This is a genomic window from Candidatus Gracilibacteria bacterium, assembly GCA_028687475.1.
Classification (GTDB): Bacteria; Patescibacteriota; Gracilibacteria; order BD1-5; family UBA2023; genus STC-74.
Genome location: JAQUAB010000001.1, coordinates 16,504 through 36,748 on the forward strand (window position 1 = coordinate 16,504; position 20,245 = coordinate 36,748).

20 protein-coding genes, 1 tRNA gene and 2 pseudogenes are annotated in these 20,245 nt (G+C 38.9%); 10 read left to right on the forward strand and 13 right to left on the reverse strand.

The window, feature by feature from the left end; translation table 25 throughout:
- Positions 1–14: 14 nt before the first annotated feature.
- From PHY14_00090 to PHY14_00115, 6 genes are all read left to right on the forward strand, one after another.
- Positions 15–530: a hypothetical protein gene (locus PHY14_00090; GenBank protein MDD2693315.1), complete on the forward strand. Its 516-nt coding sequence runs from the start codon at positions 15–17 to the stop codon at positions 528–530.
- Positions 531–621: 91 nt separating this feature from the next.
- Complete coding sequence (locus PHY14_00095; GenBank protein ID MDD2693316.1) at positions 622–1,233, forward strand: alpha/beta hydrolase; 612 nt, start codon at positions 622–624, stop codon at positions 1,231–1,233.
- A 166-nt stretch (positions 1,234–1,399) separates the two neighbouring features.
- Entirely contained in the window at positions 1,400–2,158 is a 759-nt protein-coding gene (gene rpsB, locus PHY14_00100; GenBank protein MDD2693317.1) for a 30S ribosomal protein S2, read from the forward strand.
- Positions 2,159–2,176: 18 nt separating this feature from the next.
- Positions 2,177–2,530, forward strand: a complete 354-nt coding sequence (locus tag PHY14_00105) for a hypothetical protein (GenBank protein ID MDD2693318.1) — start codon at positions 2,177–2,179, stop codon at positions 2,528–2,530.
- 40 nt (positions 2,531–2,570) lie between these two features.
- Positions 2,571–3,359, forward strand: coding sequence for a translation elongation factor Ts (gene tsf, locus PHY14_00110; GenBank protein MDD2693319.1), 789 nt, complete (start codon positions 2,571–2,573; stop codon positions 3,357–3,359).
- A 24-nt stretch (positions 3,360–3,383) separates the two neighbouring features.
- A tRNA-Trp gene (locus PHY14_00115) sits at positions 3,384–3,458 on the forward strand.
- Positions 3,459–3,512: 54 nt separating this feature from the next.
- On the opposite strand, the gene PHY14_00120 is transcribed toward PHY14_00115, so the two are convergent.
- From PHY14_00120 to PHY14_00145, 6 genes are all read right to left on the reverse strand, one after another.
- On the reverse strand, positions 3,513–4,583 hold the full coding sequence (locus PHY14_00120; protein MDD2693320.1) for a Fic family protein: 1,071 nt from the start codon (positions 4,581–4,583) through the stop codon (positions 3,513–3,515).
- 150 nt (positions 4,584–4,733) lie between these two features.
- Positions 4,734–4,880: a hypothetical protein gene (locus PHY14_00125; protein MDD2693321.1), complete on the reverse strand. Its 147-nt coding sequence runs from the start codon at positions 4,878–4,880 to the stop codon at positions 4,734–4,736.
- A 13-nt stretch (positions 4,881–4,893) separates the two neighbouring features.
- Positions 4,894–6,327: a restriction endonuclease subunit S gene (locus PHY14_00130; protein ID MDD2693322.1), complete on the reverse strand. Its 1,434-nt coding sequence runs from the start codon at positions 6,325–6,327 to the stop codon at positions 4,894–4,896.
- Positions 6,328–6,754: 427 nt separating this feature from the next.
- Positions 6,755–7,570 carry a hypothetical protein gene (locus PHY14_00135; GenBank protein MDD2693323.1) on the reverse strand — a complete coding sequence of 272 codons (816 nt, stop codon included), beginning with the start codon at positions 7,568–7,570 and terminating at the stop codon, positions 6,755–6,757.
- A gap of 9 nt (positions 7,571–7,579) precedes the next feature.
- Positions 7,580–9,466, reverse strand: coding sequence for an N-6 DNA methylase (locus PHY14_00140; protein ID MDD2693324.1), 1,887 nt, complete (start codon positions 9,464–9,466; stop codon positions 7,580–7,582).
- Positions 9,467–9,527: 61 nt separating this feature from the next.
- Positions 9,528–10,001 (reverse strand): hypothetical protein, encoded by a 474-nt coding sequence (locus PHY14_00145; GenBank protein MDD2693325.1) that lies wholly within the window; start codon positions 9,999–10,001, stop codon positions 9,528–9,530.
- A 229-nt stretch (positions 10,002–10,230) separates the two neighbouring features.
- Here PHY14_00145 and PHY14_00150 point away from each other — a divergent pair, with 229 nt between their 5' ends.
- Positions 10,231–10,869, forward strand: a complete 639-nt coding sequence (locus PHY14_00150; protein MDD2693326.1) for a hypothetical protein — start codon at positions 10,231–10,233, stop codon at positions 10,867–10,869.
- Positions 10,870–10,891: 22 nt separating this feature from the next.
- Positions 10,892–12,292 (forward strand): aminotransferase class III-fold pyridoxal phosphate-dependent enzyme, encoded by a 1,401-nt coding sequence (locus tag PHY14_00155; GenBank protein ID MDD2693327.1) that lies wholly within the window; start codon positions 10,892–10,894, stop codon positions 12,290–12,292.
- Between the two features lie 90 nt (positions 12,293–12,382).
- On the opposite strand, the gene PHY14_00160 is transcribed toward PHY14_00155, so the two are convergent.
- A complete protein-coding gene (locus PHY14_00160) occupies positions 12,383–12,610 on the reverse strand; it encodes a hypothetical protein (protein MDD2693328.1) in 228 nt (75 codons plus the stop codon).
- 86 nt (positions 12,611–12,696) lie between these two features.
- Between PHY14_00160 and PHY14_00165 the strand changes: the two genes are divergently transcribed.
- Together PHY14_00165 and PHY14_00170 are read left to right on the forward strand one after the other, a co-directional pair.
- Positions 12,697–13,980, forward strand: a complete 1,284-nt coding sequence (locus PHY14_00165) for a Glu/Leu/Phe/Val dehydrogenase (GenBank protein MDD2693329.1) — start codon at positions 12,697–12,699, stop codon at positions 13,978–13,980.
- Positions 13,981–14,042: 62 nt separating this feature from the next.
- Positions 14,043–15,518, forward strand: a complete 1,476-nt coding sequence (locus PHY14_00170; GenBank protein ID MDD2693330.1) for an NAD(P)/FAD-dependent oxidoreductase — start codon at positions 14,043–14,045, stop codon at positions 15,516–15,518.
- On the opposite strand, the gene ppk2 is transcribed toward PHY14_00170, so the two are convergent.
- The 6 genes and pseudogenes from ppk2 to PHY14_00200 form a co-directional block, all read right to left on the reverse strand.
- Positions 15,502–16,290 (reverse strand): polyphosphate kinase 2, encoded by a 789-nt coding sequence (gene ppk2, locus PHY14_00175; protein ID MDD2693331.1) that lies wholly within the window; start codon positions 16,288–16,290, stop codon positions 15,502–15,504. The genes PHY14_00170 and ppk2 overlap by 17 nt on opposite strands.
- Positions 16,291–17,427: 1,137 nt before the next feature.
- Positions 17,428–17,583: pseudogene (locus tag PHY14_00180) on the reverse strand (rubredoxin).
- 156 nt (positions 17,584–17,739) lie between these two features.
- A pseudogene (locus PHY14_00185) lies at positions 17,740–18,093 on the reverse strand (ferric reductase-like transmembrane domain-containing protein).
- Between the two features lie 209 nt (positions 18,094–18,302).
- Positions 18,303–19,337 (reverse strand): endolytic transglycosylase MltG, encoded by a 1,035-nt coding sequence (gene mltG, locus PHY14_00190; GenBank protein ID MDD2693332.1) that lies wholly within the window; start codon positions 19,335–19,337, stop codon positions 18,303–18,305.
- An 11-nt stretch (positions 19,338–19,348) separates the two neighbouring features.
- Complete coding sequence (locus tag PHY14_00195) at positions 19,349–19,768, reverse strand: hypothetical protein (GenBank protein ID MDD2693333.1); 420 nt, start codon at positions 19,766–19,768, stop codon at positions 19,349–19,351.
- 6 nt (positions 19,769–19,774) lie between these two features.
- Positions 19,775–20,119 carry a hypothetical protein gene (locus PHY14_00200; GenBank protein MDD2693334.1) on the reverse strand — a complete coding sequence of 115 codons (345 nt, stop codon included), beginning with the start codon at positions 20,117–20,119 and terminating at the stop codon, positions 19,775–19,777.
- Between the last annotated feature and the right edge of the window lie 126 nt (positions 20,120–20,245).

Sequence of the window (20,245 nt, forward strand, 5' to 3'; positions counted from 1 at the left end):
ACTACTTTTTTGTTATGAAACCAAATGAAGGAATAAGCTTTATTCCTGAAGTCACAGAATCACAAATCAGGAAAGTACGACAAGTTCTTGGAAATGTCGCAAGTAATGTTAAAATAATTGTAGGTGGGAAGGTAGGAAAAATAATACTTGATCTTAAAAAGTGGTTGGTATTTACTTTTGGAGATAGCGAGTCTTCCCAGAAAATTGAAAAGAAAATCGAAAAACCTACAGGAAGAGCACGACAAGTTCTCGAAGTTTCTGGAAAAGTTGCGAGCAATGTGGATGTTATTGCAAATAAGACGGTCGAAGATCGCATGATTAAGTTTACTCAATGGTTGTCAGATAATATAAAAAGTAAAAGTCCTTCAGATTTTACTCAACATGAGAAAAATCGCGTAATTCAGAAAATCGAAGATCTCAAAGGAATAACTTATCCTCTTGGTCGACTCTTTCATGGAAATCCGAATCATATCCAGACATTGGCCGATCTCTATGCACAAGCGAGAAAGGCTTTCAGAAATGGGATATAAAATAAATATTGACAAATAACTATATAGCGTAATTATATACTATATGAATATAGTAGTACCATGAATTCATGGAGCATCATCAGATCCTTGTGTGCAAACTATAGCGCAAATAACTTGAGCTTGAGATAATATCGTTAAGCCATTGATGATTCGAAGAGGTGAAAGATGACCATATGGAAGTATTGAGTGACATATGGCATGATTGTATAATTTTTTTTCTGATGTAACAGAAAAAGACAACTTACTTACTTGACATAGTCTTTGATGACTTGCATCTATACTTTTTGCTTCTGAAAATGAAGTAAGCCGAATTTTATTAATCAGCCCACAAATGTGAGGAAGATATGATTTTAGAATTAGTCGACGTAACTATCGTGAATCGATGCATTATTGGAGAAATACCTGATACCAAGTAAGAAGAGATCAATCATGAAATGAATATCACCTTCCTTGGAGAGAGTATTGGAAAGAATCTTTTCGATATAATGCTTTCGAACGAGCAGCTAAAATCAAGGGGAGGGTGTGTGTTATAGCCTGAAAATGAGATCCATATGTTGACATATCGTTACTACGAGATTTTGTTAATGTTTGTTGAAATAGTGCAAAGTTAATCGAGATAGAATGTCCTCATGTTCCGAAAGATGCTTGAGAACTCAAGATACTATGAGATGCAATAAGAACCGCAAAAGAATATCTTTCTTAAAAGCACTTGCTTTTTCCTATTTTTTCTTATAATACGCCCGATTCTTCGCTCGGAAAATGTGTGAAGGATTGGGATTTTCTTTTTGCAAGGATACTTCCTCTCGCTCGTGCGAGTTACGTATCTGACTGATTATCTCGGTAAGGATTATTTTTTATTTATTTTTTCTATGTCAAACGCTACTCTCGTACAGAGCATGCTCGAAAACGCAGTCCACATCGGACACAAGCGTGAATACTGGTCTCCTAAGATGCGTAACTACATCTACGGTATCCAGAATGGTGTCCATGTATTTGATCTCTACAAAACAGCTGAGAAGCTCGCTGAGGTCAAGGCAGTTCTCGAAGATCTCTCTACCAAGGGAAAATCTATCCTCTTCGTCGGAACGAAGGTTCAGACCAAGGATCTCGTCGAGGCACTTGCTACATCAACTGGACAATACTATGTGAATAACAAATGGGTTCCAGGACTTCTCACGAATTTCTCGACTATCAAGAAACGTATCGGTTACTACAATGAACTCGAGTCATCATTCTCGAATGGTATGCTCGAGGGTCTCACGAAGAAAGAAATCTCTGTAAAACAAAAAGAACTCGAAAAACTCCGCGCCGCATACATTGGTGTGAAAGATATGAAGCGTACTCCAGATGTTGTCGTTGTTATCGACGGACACTATGAAGATCTTGCTCTCACAGAAGCACACACTATGGGTGTGACTACTATTGCACTTCTCGGTTCTACTGGTGATATCGACAAGACTGATTACTTTGTTCCATGCAATGTGAACTCTATCAAGGCACTTGCATTCATGCTCGGCGAACTGAAGTCATCTATCAAGGCTCGCAAATCAGAAGACAAGAAGGTTATGGGTGCTCGTACTGCTCCAATTGCTCACAAGGGTGCAAAAACGGAAACTGCTGCTGAATAATTTCTTCACATTTTTCATATGGAAAATCAGAATCAGATCGATCCACAGAGTCAAGAACGAATTATCGCTGTACTTGGTGTTATTCTTTTTTTTCTCCCGATTCTGATGGACAAAAAAACAGAATATACTGTGTTCTATATGAGACAAGGATTTGTACTTCTGATAGCATCGATTCTGACGAGTGTTGTCACTTCGATTTTGTTTGTCCGTTTTCTCGGAGAACTCCTCCAATTTATTATTTTTGTTCATGTGGTTTTTCTCGCATGGAAGGCATATAGTGGAGAAAAATTCGAGATTCCGTATCTGTATACTCAGAGTATCCGAATTTCTCGGGCTCTTGGTGTAGATACTTGGTTCACTCCTGGGAAATAAGATGTTTTCTCAAATTTTTAATTGTTAATTTTTCATTTTTATGGTAACTCCAGCAATGATAAAAGAGCTTCGCGAACGTACTGGTGTCGGTATGTCTGACTGTAAGAATGCTCTCGTAGAAGCAAATGGTGATATGGAACTCGCTATCGAGTCACTCCGCAAAAAGGGTCTCGCAAAGGCAGCAAAACGTGCTGATAACGAGACAAGCGAAGGAAAAATCAAAATCGTCACAGAAGGAAATGTTGCATACGTTGCAGTAGTATCTTGTGAGACAGATTTCGTCGCTCGCAATGAGACATTCGACGCTATGCTCGGACACTTCATCGATATTCGCAAGGCTTCGGCTGACGATGCTTCTGCGATTGCTCAAGCAGAAGAGCTCAAGGCAAGTGAATATACACTCAAGGTCGGTGAGAATATGCAGATCCGCACACTCACAAAAATCGAAGGTGAGGTGATCGCGAACTATGTTCACTCCAATGCCAAGAATGCGGCAGTAGTTGTAGCCAAGGCTGGAACTGATGCTGATACTCTCAAGCAAGTGGCTATGCATGTTGTGGCTTCGAATCCACAAGTTCTCTCCCCTTCTGATATCTCTGAAGATATCGTAGCCAAGGAGAAAGAAATCCAACTCGCTATCATGAAAGAAGATCCAAAGAACGCTGGAAAACCAGATGATATTCTCGCGAAAATCATCGAAGGAAAAATGACAAAGTTCCGTGAAGAGAATGCTCTCCTCACTCAACCATTTGTTATCAATCCAGATCAGAAAGTCGGTGATGCTATCGGAAAAGACAGCGTCGTTGCTTTCTACCGCTATGCTATCTAGTCTCTCTTCTGAGAGTCTCGTGATAGTCCCATAGCACAGTGGTTAGTGTAGAGGTCTCCAAAGCCTTTGACCTAGGTTCGAATCCTAGTGGGACTGCCATGAGGCTCTCAGAAAAATACAAGAAATCCCCTTCCGATTGGAGGGGGATTTTACTTACTGGAGAAGGTTGATAAATTGTGAGATATAGAGAAGTTTGTTTTTCCCGATTCTCATCGAGGATACGAGATTATTTTCTTCGAGAATTTGTATATATTTTGTTGCTGTCTGTCTCGTATATCAGAGAAGTTCAGTAAACTCAGTTACGGTCAAGAATGGCTTTGAGAAGAGTATTTTAGTAATCTTATGATAATCTAGATTTAACTTCGACATTTCCTCTTCGATCTCTCACATGAGAGTATGGATTTTTATGATTTTCTCAGACGTACTCTTTGCCTGGATTATTACTCACTCGAGCATATATATGATAAAGTCACTGTAGTCACCCGTATCACGAGTCTTCGTAAAGAGTTTATAATACTCTTTCCTGTGCTTGTTGATATATTCACTGAGAAAAAGTACTGGATAGTCGAGTTTTCCTGACATGATAAGATAGAGGACGTTGAGTATACGACCGGTACGGCCATTTCCATCATAAAATGGGTGGATAGACTCAAATTGATAATGTATCACTGGCATTTTGATAAGAGGGTCAATGTCATCATTTGATTCATTTATCCATCTTTCGAGATTCGAGAGAAGTTGCACGATAACATCTTCTCCAGATGGAGGTGTATAGAGGACTTCGCCATATCCGTTTGCAATGACTGTTCCAGGGATTTTTCTCACTCATGGCTTATTCGGCTCGATGAGTGATTGGGTAGAGATGATCGCATTATATCCAATACCTCACTCTTTCTGTAATCTCTCATATCATGCAAGCATAGCACGATGATAGTGGAGCACCTCCTTCTCAGGTCATTTTACCGAACTTTCTGGAAGGGCTTCTGATTGGAGTACTTTGAGAGTTGTGGTATTGATATTCTCTATTGCAGATGATTCGACCGATTCCTTTACAAGAAGTGGTGCTATGAGTATCTCATGGTTTGGTATAAGTTTTACGAGACCATTCAGTTTCGAGAGTTCTTCACTTGCCTTGATAGCCAGCTTCAGAAATAGCTTCTTATCATACTCGAAATCTCCTGGTAAGAGTGGAAGATGATTGTATGGAATTCTAGGATCGTGCATAGAAAAGAAATAATGTAGGTTGATTGTATATTAAATTTCTGGGAAATCAATAGAACATGTAAAATAAATATATATATTCTTTACATGTTATTGAAACATGTAAACGATTCTTTACATGTTTTCTGGTATGTTAAGTCCTGCATATTTTCTTTAGAATGCATTTTTCTTCTTTCCGAGCTTGTCGGCTCGACGGAGAAGGGCGCGAGTGATGAAGTTCGCAGAGAATACGCTTTCCTGTTTCTTGATACTTCACTCTATGCCTTTTTCGAGTATGAGTTTCTTTTTCCTTGAAATCATGATTATTGAAACTTTAGCCTAAGTATTTGTTCGCACTATCCTCATCTTCTTCGATAAATATCTCTACCGCTCGTTTTGCCTTTTCGAGGAGTTTTTTCGAAGACTCACGAGCCATATGAGAAGCTATAATTTTTTCGGAAATAAGGGATTGGATTGTATCAGGAAGAATAGGGACTTGAATCATTCAAACTTGTTCGTTTGAAATCTTCGGTTGAGCTGTTCTTGTTTCAAATCTTTCAAATTGAAGTTTTCCAATGATAGATTGTAAAATTAACTGAAGAACGATTGGAAGAACTTCTTTTTTGTTTCTAATACTCAATTTTCAAGTATTATTTGAAAGATAACAATTGTCAAATTTATCATTTACCAAAGCTGAAGTTCAAACAGATCAAATAGTTGCAAAAATAATATCATCTTTTGACACTCTTTGTTCATTAGTACGAATGAACGATTTGTCGATATACATAAGCTTATCTTCTCACAGATTTCACGATGAAAAATCCGCTCATCGTAAATATGGGATTCACTCATTTTCATTATAAAATTCAGGTGAAATCAATGATCATCTTTGAATTTTACACATTTCAGAGAGTTTTTTTATTTCAAACTTTTTTAGCTTTCCAAGTAGTTCATCATATTTCGGCTGGAAAAACTCCGCATCACATCGACCAAAAAACTCGACTTCTGAACTCATTTTCTCTGTAATATTTTCCTCGCTGGGTTTCCAGTTCACGAGTCAGAGTTCAGAGAGGAGGATATTTTCTGCTTCCGCATAGAGGGATTTTGAAAGCTCTCTTTGCTTGTGAGCTTCCCCGACAAGCTCAGCTATGGAAGATTGGAAAGTAGGAGATGGGAGAGGGATTTTAAAGTTTCCAACATCTGATACATTTAATTTTGGCTGAACATTTCCACTACTAAATTTCTGGAATTCGCTTTGCCCATATTTTGATATTAAAAATATAAAAATATATAATTTCAAAACTTGTGGATGATCTGAGAACTTGATGCCAATATTATTTTCACTCACAGCAATCGTTCATATTTCGGGAGTAATTATGCTTAATCTTCATACTGTTCAAACTTTAGATAAAACTATATCATCTACTTCAAGATGATATTTCTTCATTCTCGCAAACTCACTATCATCAAGAAACATCATTCATGTTTTCGATAAGAAAATATCCTTTACATCAGATATTCTAACAAAAGGGTTGCCGATTTGCACATAACTTTCACTCTTTAAAAATGATCCAAATGGTCCACTAAAAACCTTGATTCATAAATCATTCAAACTCTTGGAATCTTTATTTTCAATTTTTATATACTCAAGACTATAAAATTCTGGATCTAAACGAGATTCATAAATATTACTCACTTCTACAATCGAAATATCCAAATTATATTTTTGGATGAGAGAAGTGAGGGATGGAGAGAGAGTGGAGGACATGGGGATTATTTTAGTTTTGCAGATTGTCTTGTAACAAGAATGAAGGACGAAACCGTTGAAAAAATTAGAACTAAATTACAGAGAATTATTCCAAGAAATGGGCATAAAGCCCAAAGAATAATGCAATTTACAAGAATCATATATGAAAATATAAAATATATGATTGAAAAGAGTCAGAATTTAATTGCAAAGATGAATGGTTCTAATAAGTCATCGAGAAGGGTTTTTCTATTGTCATGAATATTTTCGATTTCATATAATTTATTTAGATACTTTGATGTTGCAAATACAGCGAAACTTGTCATATAAAATCCCACTATTACAGAAAGAAATGTGAGTAAATTTGCAATTAATTCTTTCTCAATTTTAATAGGGAAAAGATATTGAAGAGCAGTTGATATTATTAATATGAGAGTAATTTGAGTAATTAATTTCATGATATCTCATTAATTAGAATATTAAAAACAGAATCTTTGTCGTACAGTCCATTTTCATCAGAATCAATATTAATCTGAATTTTATCTATAATACCTTCTGAGTTAAATATTCTATCAAATTTATCATCGTATCTTCATGTTATTTGTAACTTATCAATAGCACTGTTATCCTTTTGAGAAAAGAAAGATCATATTTTTGATTTTAATCTATCAGACATTTTAGCATCCTGAAAAGATATCTTTACTTCCATATTTCTAATTAAAGCACCATAATTATTAAAGTCATTAGTTAATTCATCTCATAAAATTCACACACTTGAAAACAAATTTGGGGTTGCTGATAAATATATTGATTGTATTCAGGTAATGTTATCAAGAAATTCCTCCCTGTTTATGATATTCTTTATTGCTACTTGTTTTCATAATTTCTCTTGTAAAAATATTTCTATTGTATGTTTCTTTCTGAAGTCGGAAAGAAATATCTTTTGTTCTTTGACATCAATAAGAATAAAAGTTTGCGAATCTCTTTCTATCTGATCTACGCTTCTCGGATTATCCTCATCCTGCATACTTGTCCTATTGTAAACAACAGGTGGTCTTGGGAATATATTTCATTCCTCAAAGTATAATGAAATATATCGACTTTGATACTCATTCTTATAGATTTTACAATGTGATAAAATTTCTCAAGCGATTTCTTGATTATCTTGTATAACTTCTGGTATTGTTGAAAAATCATTAATTGTAAATGGTTCATTCCCAATTTTCAGTAGTGCTATAGAAAAGGATTTTTTAGTGCTTCTCATATAATTTCTCTATTTTAAAAAGCTAAATCCCTGCTCCCTTCCCCACACTTCAAAAGCCTCTGCAATCTGGAGGAGATCAGATTGGAGATTATCTATACTTCGAGAGCTCGCATCGCGATAGACGTATTCTCAGGAGTTATTTTTGAATGGGACTTTGGAAGTCGCGAAAAATATCGGGTAATTTTCTACTCGTTTATTAGCATTATCATCCCACTTTTGGAGGAATATAACGCTTGTCTTTGTTCCTGTATGAGGTTTGAAACTATTTCACTCGATACCCACGACGGCGAGGATGCGTGCATGATCCATGATGAATTTGCGGATGTATTCTTCACTTGTATTGTTGAATACTCATTGTGGAAGTACGAGAGCCAGTCGTCCTCCTGGTCGCACGAAGTTCAGATTGCGTTCGATAAAGAGAAGATGACGAGAGATATTGTCGATATTTTTTCCTGTTTTTGGATGTTTTCCGAGTTGGAATTTGGCAAGAGTGGCAGATTCCTTGACCTCTCCAGCAAATGGAGGATTCGCAAGGAGGACATCAAAATTGAAGTAGAGATATTCTTTCTTATTTTGCTCGTTTTTCTCATATTCATCGAATTCTGTGAGCAAGTCTTCACTCTTGAAATCGACTTTTGTCGTATCTTGCCAAGAAGCACTATCAAGAGAATTTTCTTTGTAGATATGAGATTTCCCATCTCCAGCAATCAGCATCATTGCACGGGCAATCTTGGATGACTTTTCATCGAAATCAATACCAAAAAGTGATTGTTTCGCATACGAGGACATCTTTGTGTTTGTCCAGTTATGTTTTTTCTTCAGGTACTCCATAGTATGGATCAGGAATCCTCCAGAGCCACAAGCAGTATCGATAACTTTTTCCTTTTCTCCTGGCTGCATCATACGAACACACATATCGATCACGATACGAGGTGTGAAATATTGTCATTTTTTACTCTTCGCGACATCAGGTATGAGGTATTCGAAAGCCTCATCGATGACCTGCAGATTAGTACCGAGGAGCTTAAATGTCTCAAGTTCACCCACGCAGATAGAGAGATGTTCAGGAAGGAGTTTTATGGTATCTGATTTTTCAAATACTCATTTCCATCGTCCTTTTGCTTCTTCGAAGAGACGAGTTATGTCAGCTTTCGTTTTATTCGCATCTTTCGTTGGAGATTTTCGAAATTCGAGTGGTCTATCAGGATTCTCGATGGATTCTTTTTCGTCATGAAGTTTCGCATAGATGAGCTTGAATATTTCATCAAAACTATCAAATCCAGAGTTTGCAAGTACGAGTTCCTCGATATTTTCGATAACTTCTTTGAGTTGTTTTGGCTCTTCGAGATCTGCGAGCATTATACGCCGAGCAAGGACATCATCGACCGTTTCTCAGAATTTTGGGATATCAGCAAGAGTGTCAAAATCCTTTGGATATGGACGATAGAGAATGAGGACGGATTTACCATTGGTTGCAACACCAAAAGGCGCACCATCAGCATTGAGATAGCTCTTGAGTTGTTCGACATCGTTTTTCTCATGTGGAGCTTTCACTTCGACCATGAGATGAGGCGTTTCATTATCCTCGGAATAGATCACAATATCCACTCGCTTGGTCTCACGACCAAAACGGACAGATCTTTCGATATCCACTCGTTCTTTCGGGTACTTATATTTTTTGAGAAGTTCTCGGAGATAGAGTTGTCTCACTATCTCTTCTGGTGCAGATTTTTTCTCACTCCAGACTTGTTTTTCCTCTTCTCCGCGTGAGTAACTTTTGAGCCAAAGCTTCCCATCCCGCTCATAAATACGAGTATCAATCTCATCGATTTCATCTCTCGTGAAAATAGAGAGAGATTCTGCTGGATTGGAAAATATTTTATGTAAGTTGATCATATAATTATAAATTTTTACTATTCTATAGAAACTCCCTTCCCAATCAAATAAAAAAACACGACTACAATCCTCAAAAATCACACTCTACAAAACTCATAGGAATCGCATTTCCTTCATTGATCTCATACATAGCACAGATGAATTCATCATAATTATCCACATAATCGAAGAGAGTCCCCACTCCTCGTATCTCGTTCACGACAATCTGATGCCAGAAGATGGACTTGTAGCGCTTGACGTTCACTCATCTGATCTGTGCGAATTGTATCTCTTGTTCATGGCGAAAAAATCCATAATGAAGCACAATCCGCTTGTCGGTGATATATCCTGCATAGCGAATTCTCCGGACGAATTCTACGATCAGCCATATCGATAGAATGAATATGAACAGTCCCGTTCCTCATGTCAGATGTTCCGAAGAAACACTAAAGGCAACGAAAAGAAATATTCAAAAAATAACAGGAGTCATCCAGATAAAAGGCGTTTTTTTGAGAGTGTACATTAATTTTTCATTTTCTCAGAGATGGAGTGCCATAATGTATAAAAATGAAATAATAATCCTCCAAACAAGACCTCTAACGTCACAAATTCACTTTTCCTATTTCGAAAGAGGTCGTCTGGATTGCGAGAATTATATGAACCAAATATTACAGAAATATTAAATTTTGAAAGATTTTTCTGTTTTTGAACGTTTTCACTTGACTTACATAACATATATTGCATCATTATTTGTTTTATTCCATGAAACATGATAGGATGAACATATGACCCTTTCCACTTTTTTCGTCATCCTCTCTTCCCTCTTCTATCTCATCGGGATTGTTCCGTATTTTTACCATGTTTTTCATGGTCGAGTCGTGCCACATCCGTTCAGTTGGACGATATGGTTCATGTTCGCAGCTACGAGCTGATATTTTGTCTTTCTCACGGAAGGTTTCTCATATTCACTTATTCCCGTAATCATTCGTACAACAGCGCTACTCATCGGGTCACTTCTCGGATGGTTTTATATTCGCAAGATTCGCATCGGATTTGCTGACTATCTCACTCTTTTTCTCGCGATTGCCATCATCACATGAACGAAGATTCTTGGAGTAGATGGAACCATTGTTTTTATGATTATTATCGATTTTCTCGTTCTCTTCCCTTCTCTGAAAAAAATCTGGATCAATCCAGCATCGGAAGATATTATTGCATGGATTTTTGCGCCGCTTTCTATCGGATTTTTTCTGCTTTCTCTGCGCGATATTTCGTTCTCGAATGCGGGATATTTTCTCTACCAAATACTGCTCAATGTAGCGGTTGCAATATTTATCTACAAGAGGAAGCTCTATGTATCGAGTTGGAAATATTTCTTCTGAAAATGACTCGAATTTTTTGCTCTCAGGAAGAAATTCTGGTAGAGTATTTTTGTTATTCTGCATCATGATAAACAACACCAATATGAAAGAAAAAAAGAAAAACATTCTCGACTATACGCACAAATGGCTCGAAGTCATCAAAGAAAAACAAACACCAACCCCAGAAGAAGCGAATTGGATCGTGAAAGAATCGGTACACAACTTCAATGAACACTTCAATCGATGATGGATGGAATATCGAAAATCCGTCACCCTTGCGGATCAGTGTGGAATTATTCCTGGTGATTGTGTCGGTGTAGAATGGACTGGGCGTGGCGCGAGATTTCGAGACGTTCTCGGTCGTGAGTATATCGACTTTCTCGGTGGATATGGACTTCTCTCGCATGGCTGGTCGCATCCAGAAGTAGTCGAAGCGGTACAATCTCAACTCCTCCATAATCCGATGCCATCACAGGAACTCATCGATCCGCTTCGTGGTGTTCTCGCTCGTATTCTCGCCGAGATTACCCCATGAGATTTGAAGTATGCGTTCTTTGCTGGAAGTGGAACCGAAGCCAATGAATGAGCTATCAAGCTCGCGAAAATGTACACCAAGAAAGACGGATTCATCGTCGCTACGAAGGCATTTCACGGGAAAACTATGGGTTCACTCTCACTCATCGGAAAAAAAGACTATCGTGCACCCGTCGGACAACTCTACGGTTGACCAGTGTATCATGTCCCATATGGTGATGCTGATGCGGTCGAACGCCAGCTCGAAATCTGTGAACAGGTCGGAATTGGTATCGCCGCTGTGATGATGGAGCCGATTCAGGGTGAATGAGGAGCGATTGTACCTCCAGATGACTTCTGGCCTCGTATACGCAAAGCAACCAAAAAACATGGAGTTCTCCTGATTGCTGATGAAGTGCAGACAGGACTCGGACGTACGGGGACACTCTGGTGAGTGGATCATTGGGGAGTAGTTCCTGATATCATGACGATGGGAAAAGCACTCGGTGGTGGTGTGATGCCTATCTCAGCATTCGTCTCGACGGAGGAGATCTGGCAATCGATGATGCATCCGAATCCGTTCATCCACACGACAACTACTGGAGGTGGGGCACTCGCTTGTTCGGCTGCTATCGCGGCTATCCATGTCGCACTTCGTGAGAACTTCCCGAAGCTTGCCCGAGAAAAATGAGACTACATCATGAAGAAGATGCAGAAATTCGTCCAGAAATATCCAGAAATCTATGAAAGCGTTACGGGAAAATGACTCCTCATTGCTCAACACTTCCGCTCGGCAGAGATCGGATATCAGGTGACGGCAGAACTCTTCAAGAATGGAGTCCTCGTCGCTGGCACACTCAATAGCTCTATCACTTCCCGTATCGAACCACCGATCGTGATCAGCTATGACGAAATCGATGAATGACTCAAGGCACTCGAAAAATCTCTCAAAACTGTTGCGAAGAATCTCTAAAAAATTTCTCTCACCATTTGGCAATAGAAAAATACTTGCTTTTCCCAAAGAAACTATATTATGAGAATTATTCTCATAATATCTAAATATTTATACTCAGAGAATTCCAGCAACTTTAGCTCTATTCTCATCTGAAATAAATAAATTACCCCCTTTTCGTTCAACGAGTCTTGCAATCGCTTGTCTCTGCCACATATCAACATATTCAATCATTGCAAGTGCACGTTCTCAGTAGATATGTTGAGTTGCGAATGCTGTTCGAACGTTAATCTCCTGAGCTTCTTCAGGAGTTGGTGATCATGGGAATCCTTTACGCATAAAAGATAAATTAATTTATATAACAATCATTATAAATATCCTATACACTATGTCAATTAATTTTAATAACTACCAATAATTTTATTATGTCTACGAATAATCCATTCCTCTCCGCTCAGTCTCAGATGAAGACTGCATATGAATTCCTCAAGGGAAAATATGATGGCCAGTTTCCGAAGATTCTCCATCCAGAACGTATTATCGAAGTGAATATTCCTGTGAAGATGGATAATGGTGAAATCCGGAATTTCGTCGGATATCGCAGCCAACACAATGCTGCTCGTGGCCCATACAAGGGTGGAATCCGCTACCATCAGGATGTGACAAAAGAGGAGGTTATGGCTCTCTCGACGTGGATGAGTATCAAGACAGCTGTTCTCGATCTCCCACTCGGTGGTGGAAAAGGTGGAATCATCGTGAATCCGAAAGAGCTCTCTGAAGGTGAACTCGAACGTCTCTCTCGTGGTTGGGTACAGAAGCTCTATAAATATATCGGCACACTCGATGATGTCCCTGCTCCCGACGTGAATACCAACGGGAAAATCATGTCATGGATGGTGGACGAATATTCGAAGCTCGTAGGACACTGGACTCCTGGAGTTTTCACTGGGAAGCCACTCTCTATCGGTGGTTCACTTGGTCGTGATACAGCGACCGCTCAGGGTGGACTCTATGTGCTCGAGGCGTATCTTCGTTCCGTCATTGCGAAGAATGAAGCAATCCAGGTTTCTGATGTTTCAGAAAATCCACTGAAATGAAAGAGAATTATCATCCAAGGTGCTGGAAATGCAGGACTCAATATGATCGAACTGATTGCAAAAACAGGATCCATCCTCATCGGAACGAGTGATTCACATGGTGGAATCTACGATGCAAAAGGACTCGATATTACACAGATTGTCTCACTCAAGAATGCGAAAAAATCCCTCGAAGAATATACAAGTGCAAAGCATATCACCAATGCAGAACTCCTCGAACTCGAGTGTGATATCCTCATCCCTGCCGCGCTCGAGAATCAGATCACGGCAGATAATGCGCAAAATATCAAAGCATCCCTCATCATGGAGCTCGCCAATGGGCCAATCACTCCAGATGCGGATGTGATCCTATTTTCGAGAGGAATTCCTGTGATTCCAGATATTCTCGCGAATGCTGGAGGTGTTACCGTCTCCTACTTCGAACAAGTGCAGAACAATACGAATTATTTCTGGTCACGCGAAGAAATCCAGGAGAAGCTCAAGCTCAAGATGGAGACAGCGCTTCATGGGGTCATGAAAAGTGCTGAAGAGCATAGTGTCATGCTCCGAACGGGTGCATATGTCGTCGCTATGGAACGAATTCTTGAGGCGATGAAGGTGAGATGAGAATAGAAAACATGCTTATTTTTGACAAATAAAACTTCCCTCTTAGTATGCTGGGAAGTTTTATTCATATGAAATCCATTTCTATCATCTGAGCCTGAGCTGCAGGAATCATGACCGCGGCGACGATTCTCGAATCTTCGGATTCTCGCGATTTTCATATCCATCTTTTCGAGAAAAACAATTCTCCTGGAAAAAAGGTGATTATTTCTGGTGGTGGCAGGTGTAACCTCACAACAGGTATCGAAGATAAGAAAATTCTTCTCTCAAAGTACACGCGCGGAAATGAATTTATCAAGAAGGCTCTTGGGAAGTTCTCTCCGAAAAAGTGTCGAGAATGGTTCGAATCCCATGGAATTCCACTCAAATGCGAATCAGATAATCGTGTTTTTCCTGTTTCTGATGATGGAAGTGAGGTGGTAGAAGTTTTTGAGAAAATATTCGCGAAACATCGCGATAGAATCAGTTTGCATTATGGGGAGGGGGTTTCTACTGTTTCCATGTTTTCGTCATCCTGAACGAAGTGAAGGATCCAGGAAAATGAAAAACAGAGCATGGATTCTTCGTTTTACTCAGAATGACGGGCACAAGAAGGAATTCTAAAACAATTCCGCATCACCACTCCAAAGTGAGCCTATGAATCAGATATTCTCGTGATTACGACAGGGTGAAATGCATATGCTCATACAGGTTCCGCGGGTGATGGATATGCTTTCGCAAAAAGTCTCGGACATACAATCACAACCCTCTGACCTTCTCTTTCGAGTTTTCTCACGAGAGAATCTTGGATGCATGAGCTCTCTGGACTCGCCTTCCAGAATTCTGGAATCTTTTTTTCTTTGTCATCTTTGCGAAGCGAGGATCTCTCTGGAAAAAGTGAAGAAGTGAAAAGGGATTCTCACCCCAAGAGTACTTCCAATCTCTCTTTCAGAGAGAAAGGGGCATGTGTCGAGAATGACAAGAAAATAGAACTTTCCTGACCACTTCTCCTCACCCATTTCGGAATATCTTGACCGCTTGCATTTATTCTCTCATCAGAACTTGCCTGGGAAACTATCGATAAAAATCATCCGAAAGAAGTATACTTCACTCCCCTTTCGGATATGGATTTCGCTTCTTGGGAGAAATTCCTGAAAGACCAATTCCAGAATCATCCGAAAAAACTCATCACAAATATCCTCACAGAAAAACTTCCTCGTCGCTTTGTAGAAGTATTTGTTGCATATTATTTTTCTCATATTGAGACGACTTTTGCAGCATCAATTTCGAGGTCAGAGCGAGAAAAACTCTCGAAACTTCTCGGCGAATGAATCCCAATCACACTCTCAGAACGTCGTCCTGGAGATGAATTCGTCACCGCTGGAGGCGTGAATACGGATGAAGTGAATCCTGAAACGATGGAATCCAGAATACAAAAAAACCTCTACTTTGCAGGAGAGGTTCTGAATGTGGATGCGGTAACTGGAGGATTCAATCTCCAGGCATGCTGGGCTGGTGGATATAGTGCTGGAAAGGATATTTCTGAGAAGATTAATCAAACAAATTAATTGTTTTATCGATCTCATTCTCAAGAAGTTTTACCTTTTGTTTCCCAGAAATAACGATATCAGAATCTACTTTCAGCTTCTTGGTCTCGATTTTCTCTGGATAATCGAATTGATTGAGGAGATATTTCACTGCATTGACACGAGCTCGTTCCTTGTCATTGCTATCTATGACAATCCATGGAGCATGAGCGGTATGTGTACGAGAAAAATTCTCATACTCCGCTACAGTATAGCGATCCCAAAGTTTCTGAGAAAATTGGTCTACTGGAGAGAGTTTGTATTGCTTGAGTGGATTAGTACGACGTTCATTGAACCTGCGAGCCTGTTCTTCTTTTGATACAGAAAAATAGAATTTTATGATTTTTATCCCTGAATCAATCAACATTTTCTCAAGTACAGGAACATCATTCATGAAACGCTCGTAATCACGCTTTCCGACAAAACCCATAACTGGCTCTACTCCAGCACGATTGTACCAACTGCGATCAAAAAATACGATTTCTCCAGCATCAGGAAGATGTCTGATATATCGTTCGAAATACCATTGTCATTTTTCTACTTCAGTTGGCTTCTGGAGGGCCACTACTTTTGCATTTCGAGGATTGAGATTCTCTGTGAAACGCTTGATATTTCCTCATTTTCCTGCTGCATCACGACCCTCGAAAATGATGAGCAACTTTTTCCCTGTGGATTGGATATATTTCTGGAGTTTCACGAGTTCGATCTGGAGCATGAGCATCTCCTCTTCATAAGAAATCTCTGTTTTTCTCATCGCAACGAGCACATGAGTTTTTTTCTTTTTCTCAGGAACATATAGCTGAGGTGCATATTTTTTCTTCAGTTTCTTCTGTATATCGATGAGTTCAATAGTTTCCTTCTGTGATGCCTCAATCTCACCGATCGTATCGTCAATATCTTCGAGAAGTGTTTTGATTTTATGGAGTTTTGCTACTTCTTTTCGAGAAAATTTCTTCTCATTATTCTCGAGAATCATTGCGATCCTATTACGAAGAACACGGAGATTATCGATATCGTTGTCTTTTTTGAGTTGTTTATAGATATTTGTCAGTTCATCGTAGAATGCCTCCATAGTGCTCGCACTCATGGTCACGATGTTGTTGAATATATCGGTAATATTGAAGAGTTTCATTTATAATATCAGAGCTAAGAATAGAAGAGGGTTTTTCGTATAATATTCGTCACTTCCGCTATAGCAAAGGAAAATATGAAATGCTCTTGCGTTTTCTTAAAACTCTTCACTATATACTTTCTCGAATCCTCTTTTTGAGAGTTTTTCTCGAGCTTCAGTAACCATATTCGGATTCCCACAGAGATACCATTCTGTATCTGGAGATGCTTCGATAGTATCAGTATCTACACGTCCGAACTCACATCATTCCACCTCTTCTCGTGTTGTATGAATATGGAGTTCGAGATTTTGGATATTTTTGAGATTTTCGATATAGAAAAGTTCATCTTGGGTTGCTATGGTGAAATAGAGTATCTTTTCTATTCATGAATCAAGAGCATGAATCATGTTATAAATCGGTGCCAATCCCGTTCCAGTTGCGATGAATATTTTTGGTTTTTCTGTTTTCTGCAGGAGAAAATTCCCGAAAATCCCACGAATGCGAATACTTGCATTAACTTCGATGTCCTGAAGAATACGAGCTCCACGACCGTTTTCTGAGAGTTTGATGAGAAAAGTAAATCTTCTTCCATCTTGTTTTACTATTGAGTATGATCTCGTGAATTCTCACTCTGCATCCTGCCAAACAAATGTAACAAATTGTCCTGGATTACTTCCGATTGGATCAAAAGTCTCGATAATGAGTTCCAGAGTTGTTGGATTGAGGAAAGTTTTTTCGATGATTTTTGCGTCATATCCCGTTTCGATTTTCTGAGCTGCATCATAGGGCACAAAATCTCATTTCTTCACACCACATGCTGGACAACTCCATGAATCTGGAATATCTGTGAATTCTGTTCCGGCAGAAATCCCGCTATCCTCGTCTCCTATAAGCGGGTCGTAGATATAACCACACGGAACACAGAGCCATTTTTGTCCTTTCGGATATGTTTTTGTTTTTTCTTTTCCAAGAACGATTCATTTCCATTCTATGATTTTCCCGACAAAATAGAGTCCAAGCAACATAACTTGTCCAAATTCAAATTCTCTATACCACTTCAGAAGAACAACATGAGTGATGGTGAGGATAATAACAATATAGACTAGTCGATGAATCGTTTTCCAGTGTTTTCCGAGTTTTCGCATCGCCCATTTATTCGATGTCAGCGTGAGTGGAATCGTCAGAATCAGTGCGAAAAAACCAAATGCCAGATAGCTCACAAATCCGTCTTGCCACCAGAAGTCCAGTTCCAGAAGATAGGTGTAATCAGGAATAATATATGCAGCACCATGAACAAACGCGAGCGTTCCCATGAGAATCCCTATTTCTTTTCTCAGTGGCATGAGAGCCTTTCCGAGATTGAGATTCAGTACTCTTGCGAAAAATGGCAAGAAGAGAAGAAACCAGAGTATATTCAGAGAGTTTTCACCTGTATATTTCACCATTTGTGGTGAGAAAATGAGTCCGAGAGAGAGAAATGCAAGAAGAAGAAAGAAATATCCAATATATTTTTGGTGTTTTCTGACGAGTTTTTCGAGCGGAAAAAGAAAGGTATTGATATTCTGAATCATGTGAAGAAAGTATTTACTATTAATATATCTCGGAGTATATATTCCAAGTTTAAATGTTCTTTAAATCTGTTGAATGCAGAAACTTATTGTAGGTATTTTGTTTTATTCTGATTGTGTTCTTCGAGTGTTTTCGCATAGTGAATCTGCCCTTCTGTGTCATGCAGATAGTAGTAATACGGTGAATCTTTTTTGTTCAGCACCGCGTTCCATGTATCGAGAGAAATACTAGCAATCGGTGTTGGCGGATATCCTTGCTTATTGCGTGTATTGTATGGATGCTTATCCGCAATGACGGAAGCAATGAAGCTCGGTGTACATTGTTTCTGAGTTTTGGCATATCCGAAACATACTGTTGCATCAGCGCCCATAGGAATTCCTTCTGCAACGCGTTTCGCGAGAATACCAGCAACGATTGGTTTCTCAGTAGAGTTCCGTTCTTCGCGCTCAACTATAGAAGCAAGGATGAGATTGTTGTATCCATTTTTTCCGAGTTTTGTATATGATTCTCCGATTCGTGAATCGAAAGTTGAGAGAAGCTTGCGAATCACTGTATCAGCAGTTGCATCTTTCGGAATGCGGTACGTATCGGGATAGAGAAATCCTTCAATACTCGGAACTCATTCGAGAAATGGATAATCTTTCTGATATTTCGAGAAATTATCACGCAGTGCGAGAAGAAAATCTCCAGGATCCTGAATAATATCTTTTCGATACAGATAATCATCGATATCATAACTATTCCAACCAGGAAGAATCATGATTGTCAGATCAGTGTAGACGGGTTTCACGAGAACTTTTGTGAAAACTTCCCGAAGTTCCATAGTTTTCTCGACCGTATAACCACCTGCTTGGAGATTCTTGATTTCTGGAGCAAAATATTTCACCCAAAGTTTGTACTTCCATTCTGGAATATCGAGCTTCAGACTGGAATCAAGAGTATTCACTGTCGTACCTTTGTCGAGTGTATATGTACCCGAAGAAACAAGAGTAGAACCGATAGAGCTGATAGATTGGTATAAAAAAAAGAAGAAAAGAAAAATAACTCCAATGATACTATAGAAGATTCATTTTGAACTGTTTTTTTGTCGATTCTCAATACGTCGTTCTCTGAAAGCCATGAAATGAAAAATTATTTACCCGATCCCGTTGTGATATTCCCACTTGCAGAAACACTTCCAGAAAGACTTCCGAGTTTTTGAATATCAGTTTTTGCTTTTTCGACGGCGGTATATGCATTCTGGACAGAATCTGCCGCCTTCTTTACTTGTTCCGTTTTTTCTGTTACAGTTGTCTGAATCTGATTCACAGTTTGTTTCGATTCATTGATGAATTGTTGTGTGCCACTCGCGAACTCTGAAGCCTTTCCAGTCAAATCAGCAAAAATGGAAGAACTCGATCCAGTGTAACTCTCCATATCGGACTTCATCTCCCGTATTTTCTCGTTCCATGAGACATTCCCATACTGGTCAGCAAATTCAGGAAAAAGAAAAACACTAGCAAGATAGAGTGTGATAATGAGAATGATAAAAGCGAAAAGCCGAGCAAACATAGAAAATTATTTGAGAAGATCTTTGACAGATTGGATAGAAGAAAGTTCATTTCGCAGAGTCATAATATCTTCGTCTTTGATGGCGTTTTCATTGAGATTTCCATTTTTCATCACTTTCTTCAGAAGGGCTTTCCCTTCATCAGTTCGGAGCATCTCATTCGCAATATTCGCGACTTCTGCATGGATATGTGTATGTGTCTGACAGTGAGGACAATGAACTTCGAGATCAATCATATGCTCGCCGATTCCTACGACACTGACGGAAGACTCATCAACTTTTCCCTGACAGCTCTGACACACGTACTGTGAAATGGTGGTTTCTATGATGTTTTTCAGGAAAATATAGAGCATGGTATCAATGAAAAAATAACAATTAAAAATGAAAAATTACTCCGGAAGAAGTCCTCATTTAGCAAGAACCCTTAACCTTCTTTGTTCCATCCTGTGCAAAGCTTCTTGTGTTAAGCTAGATGGAGT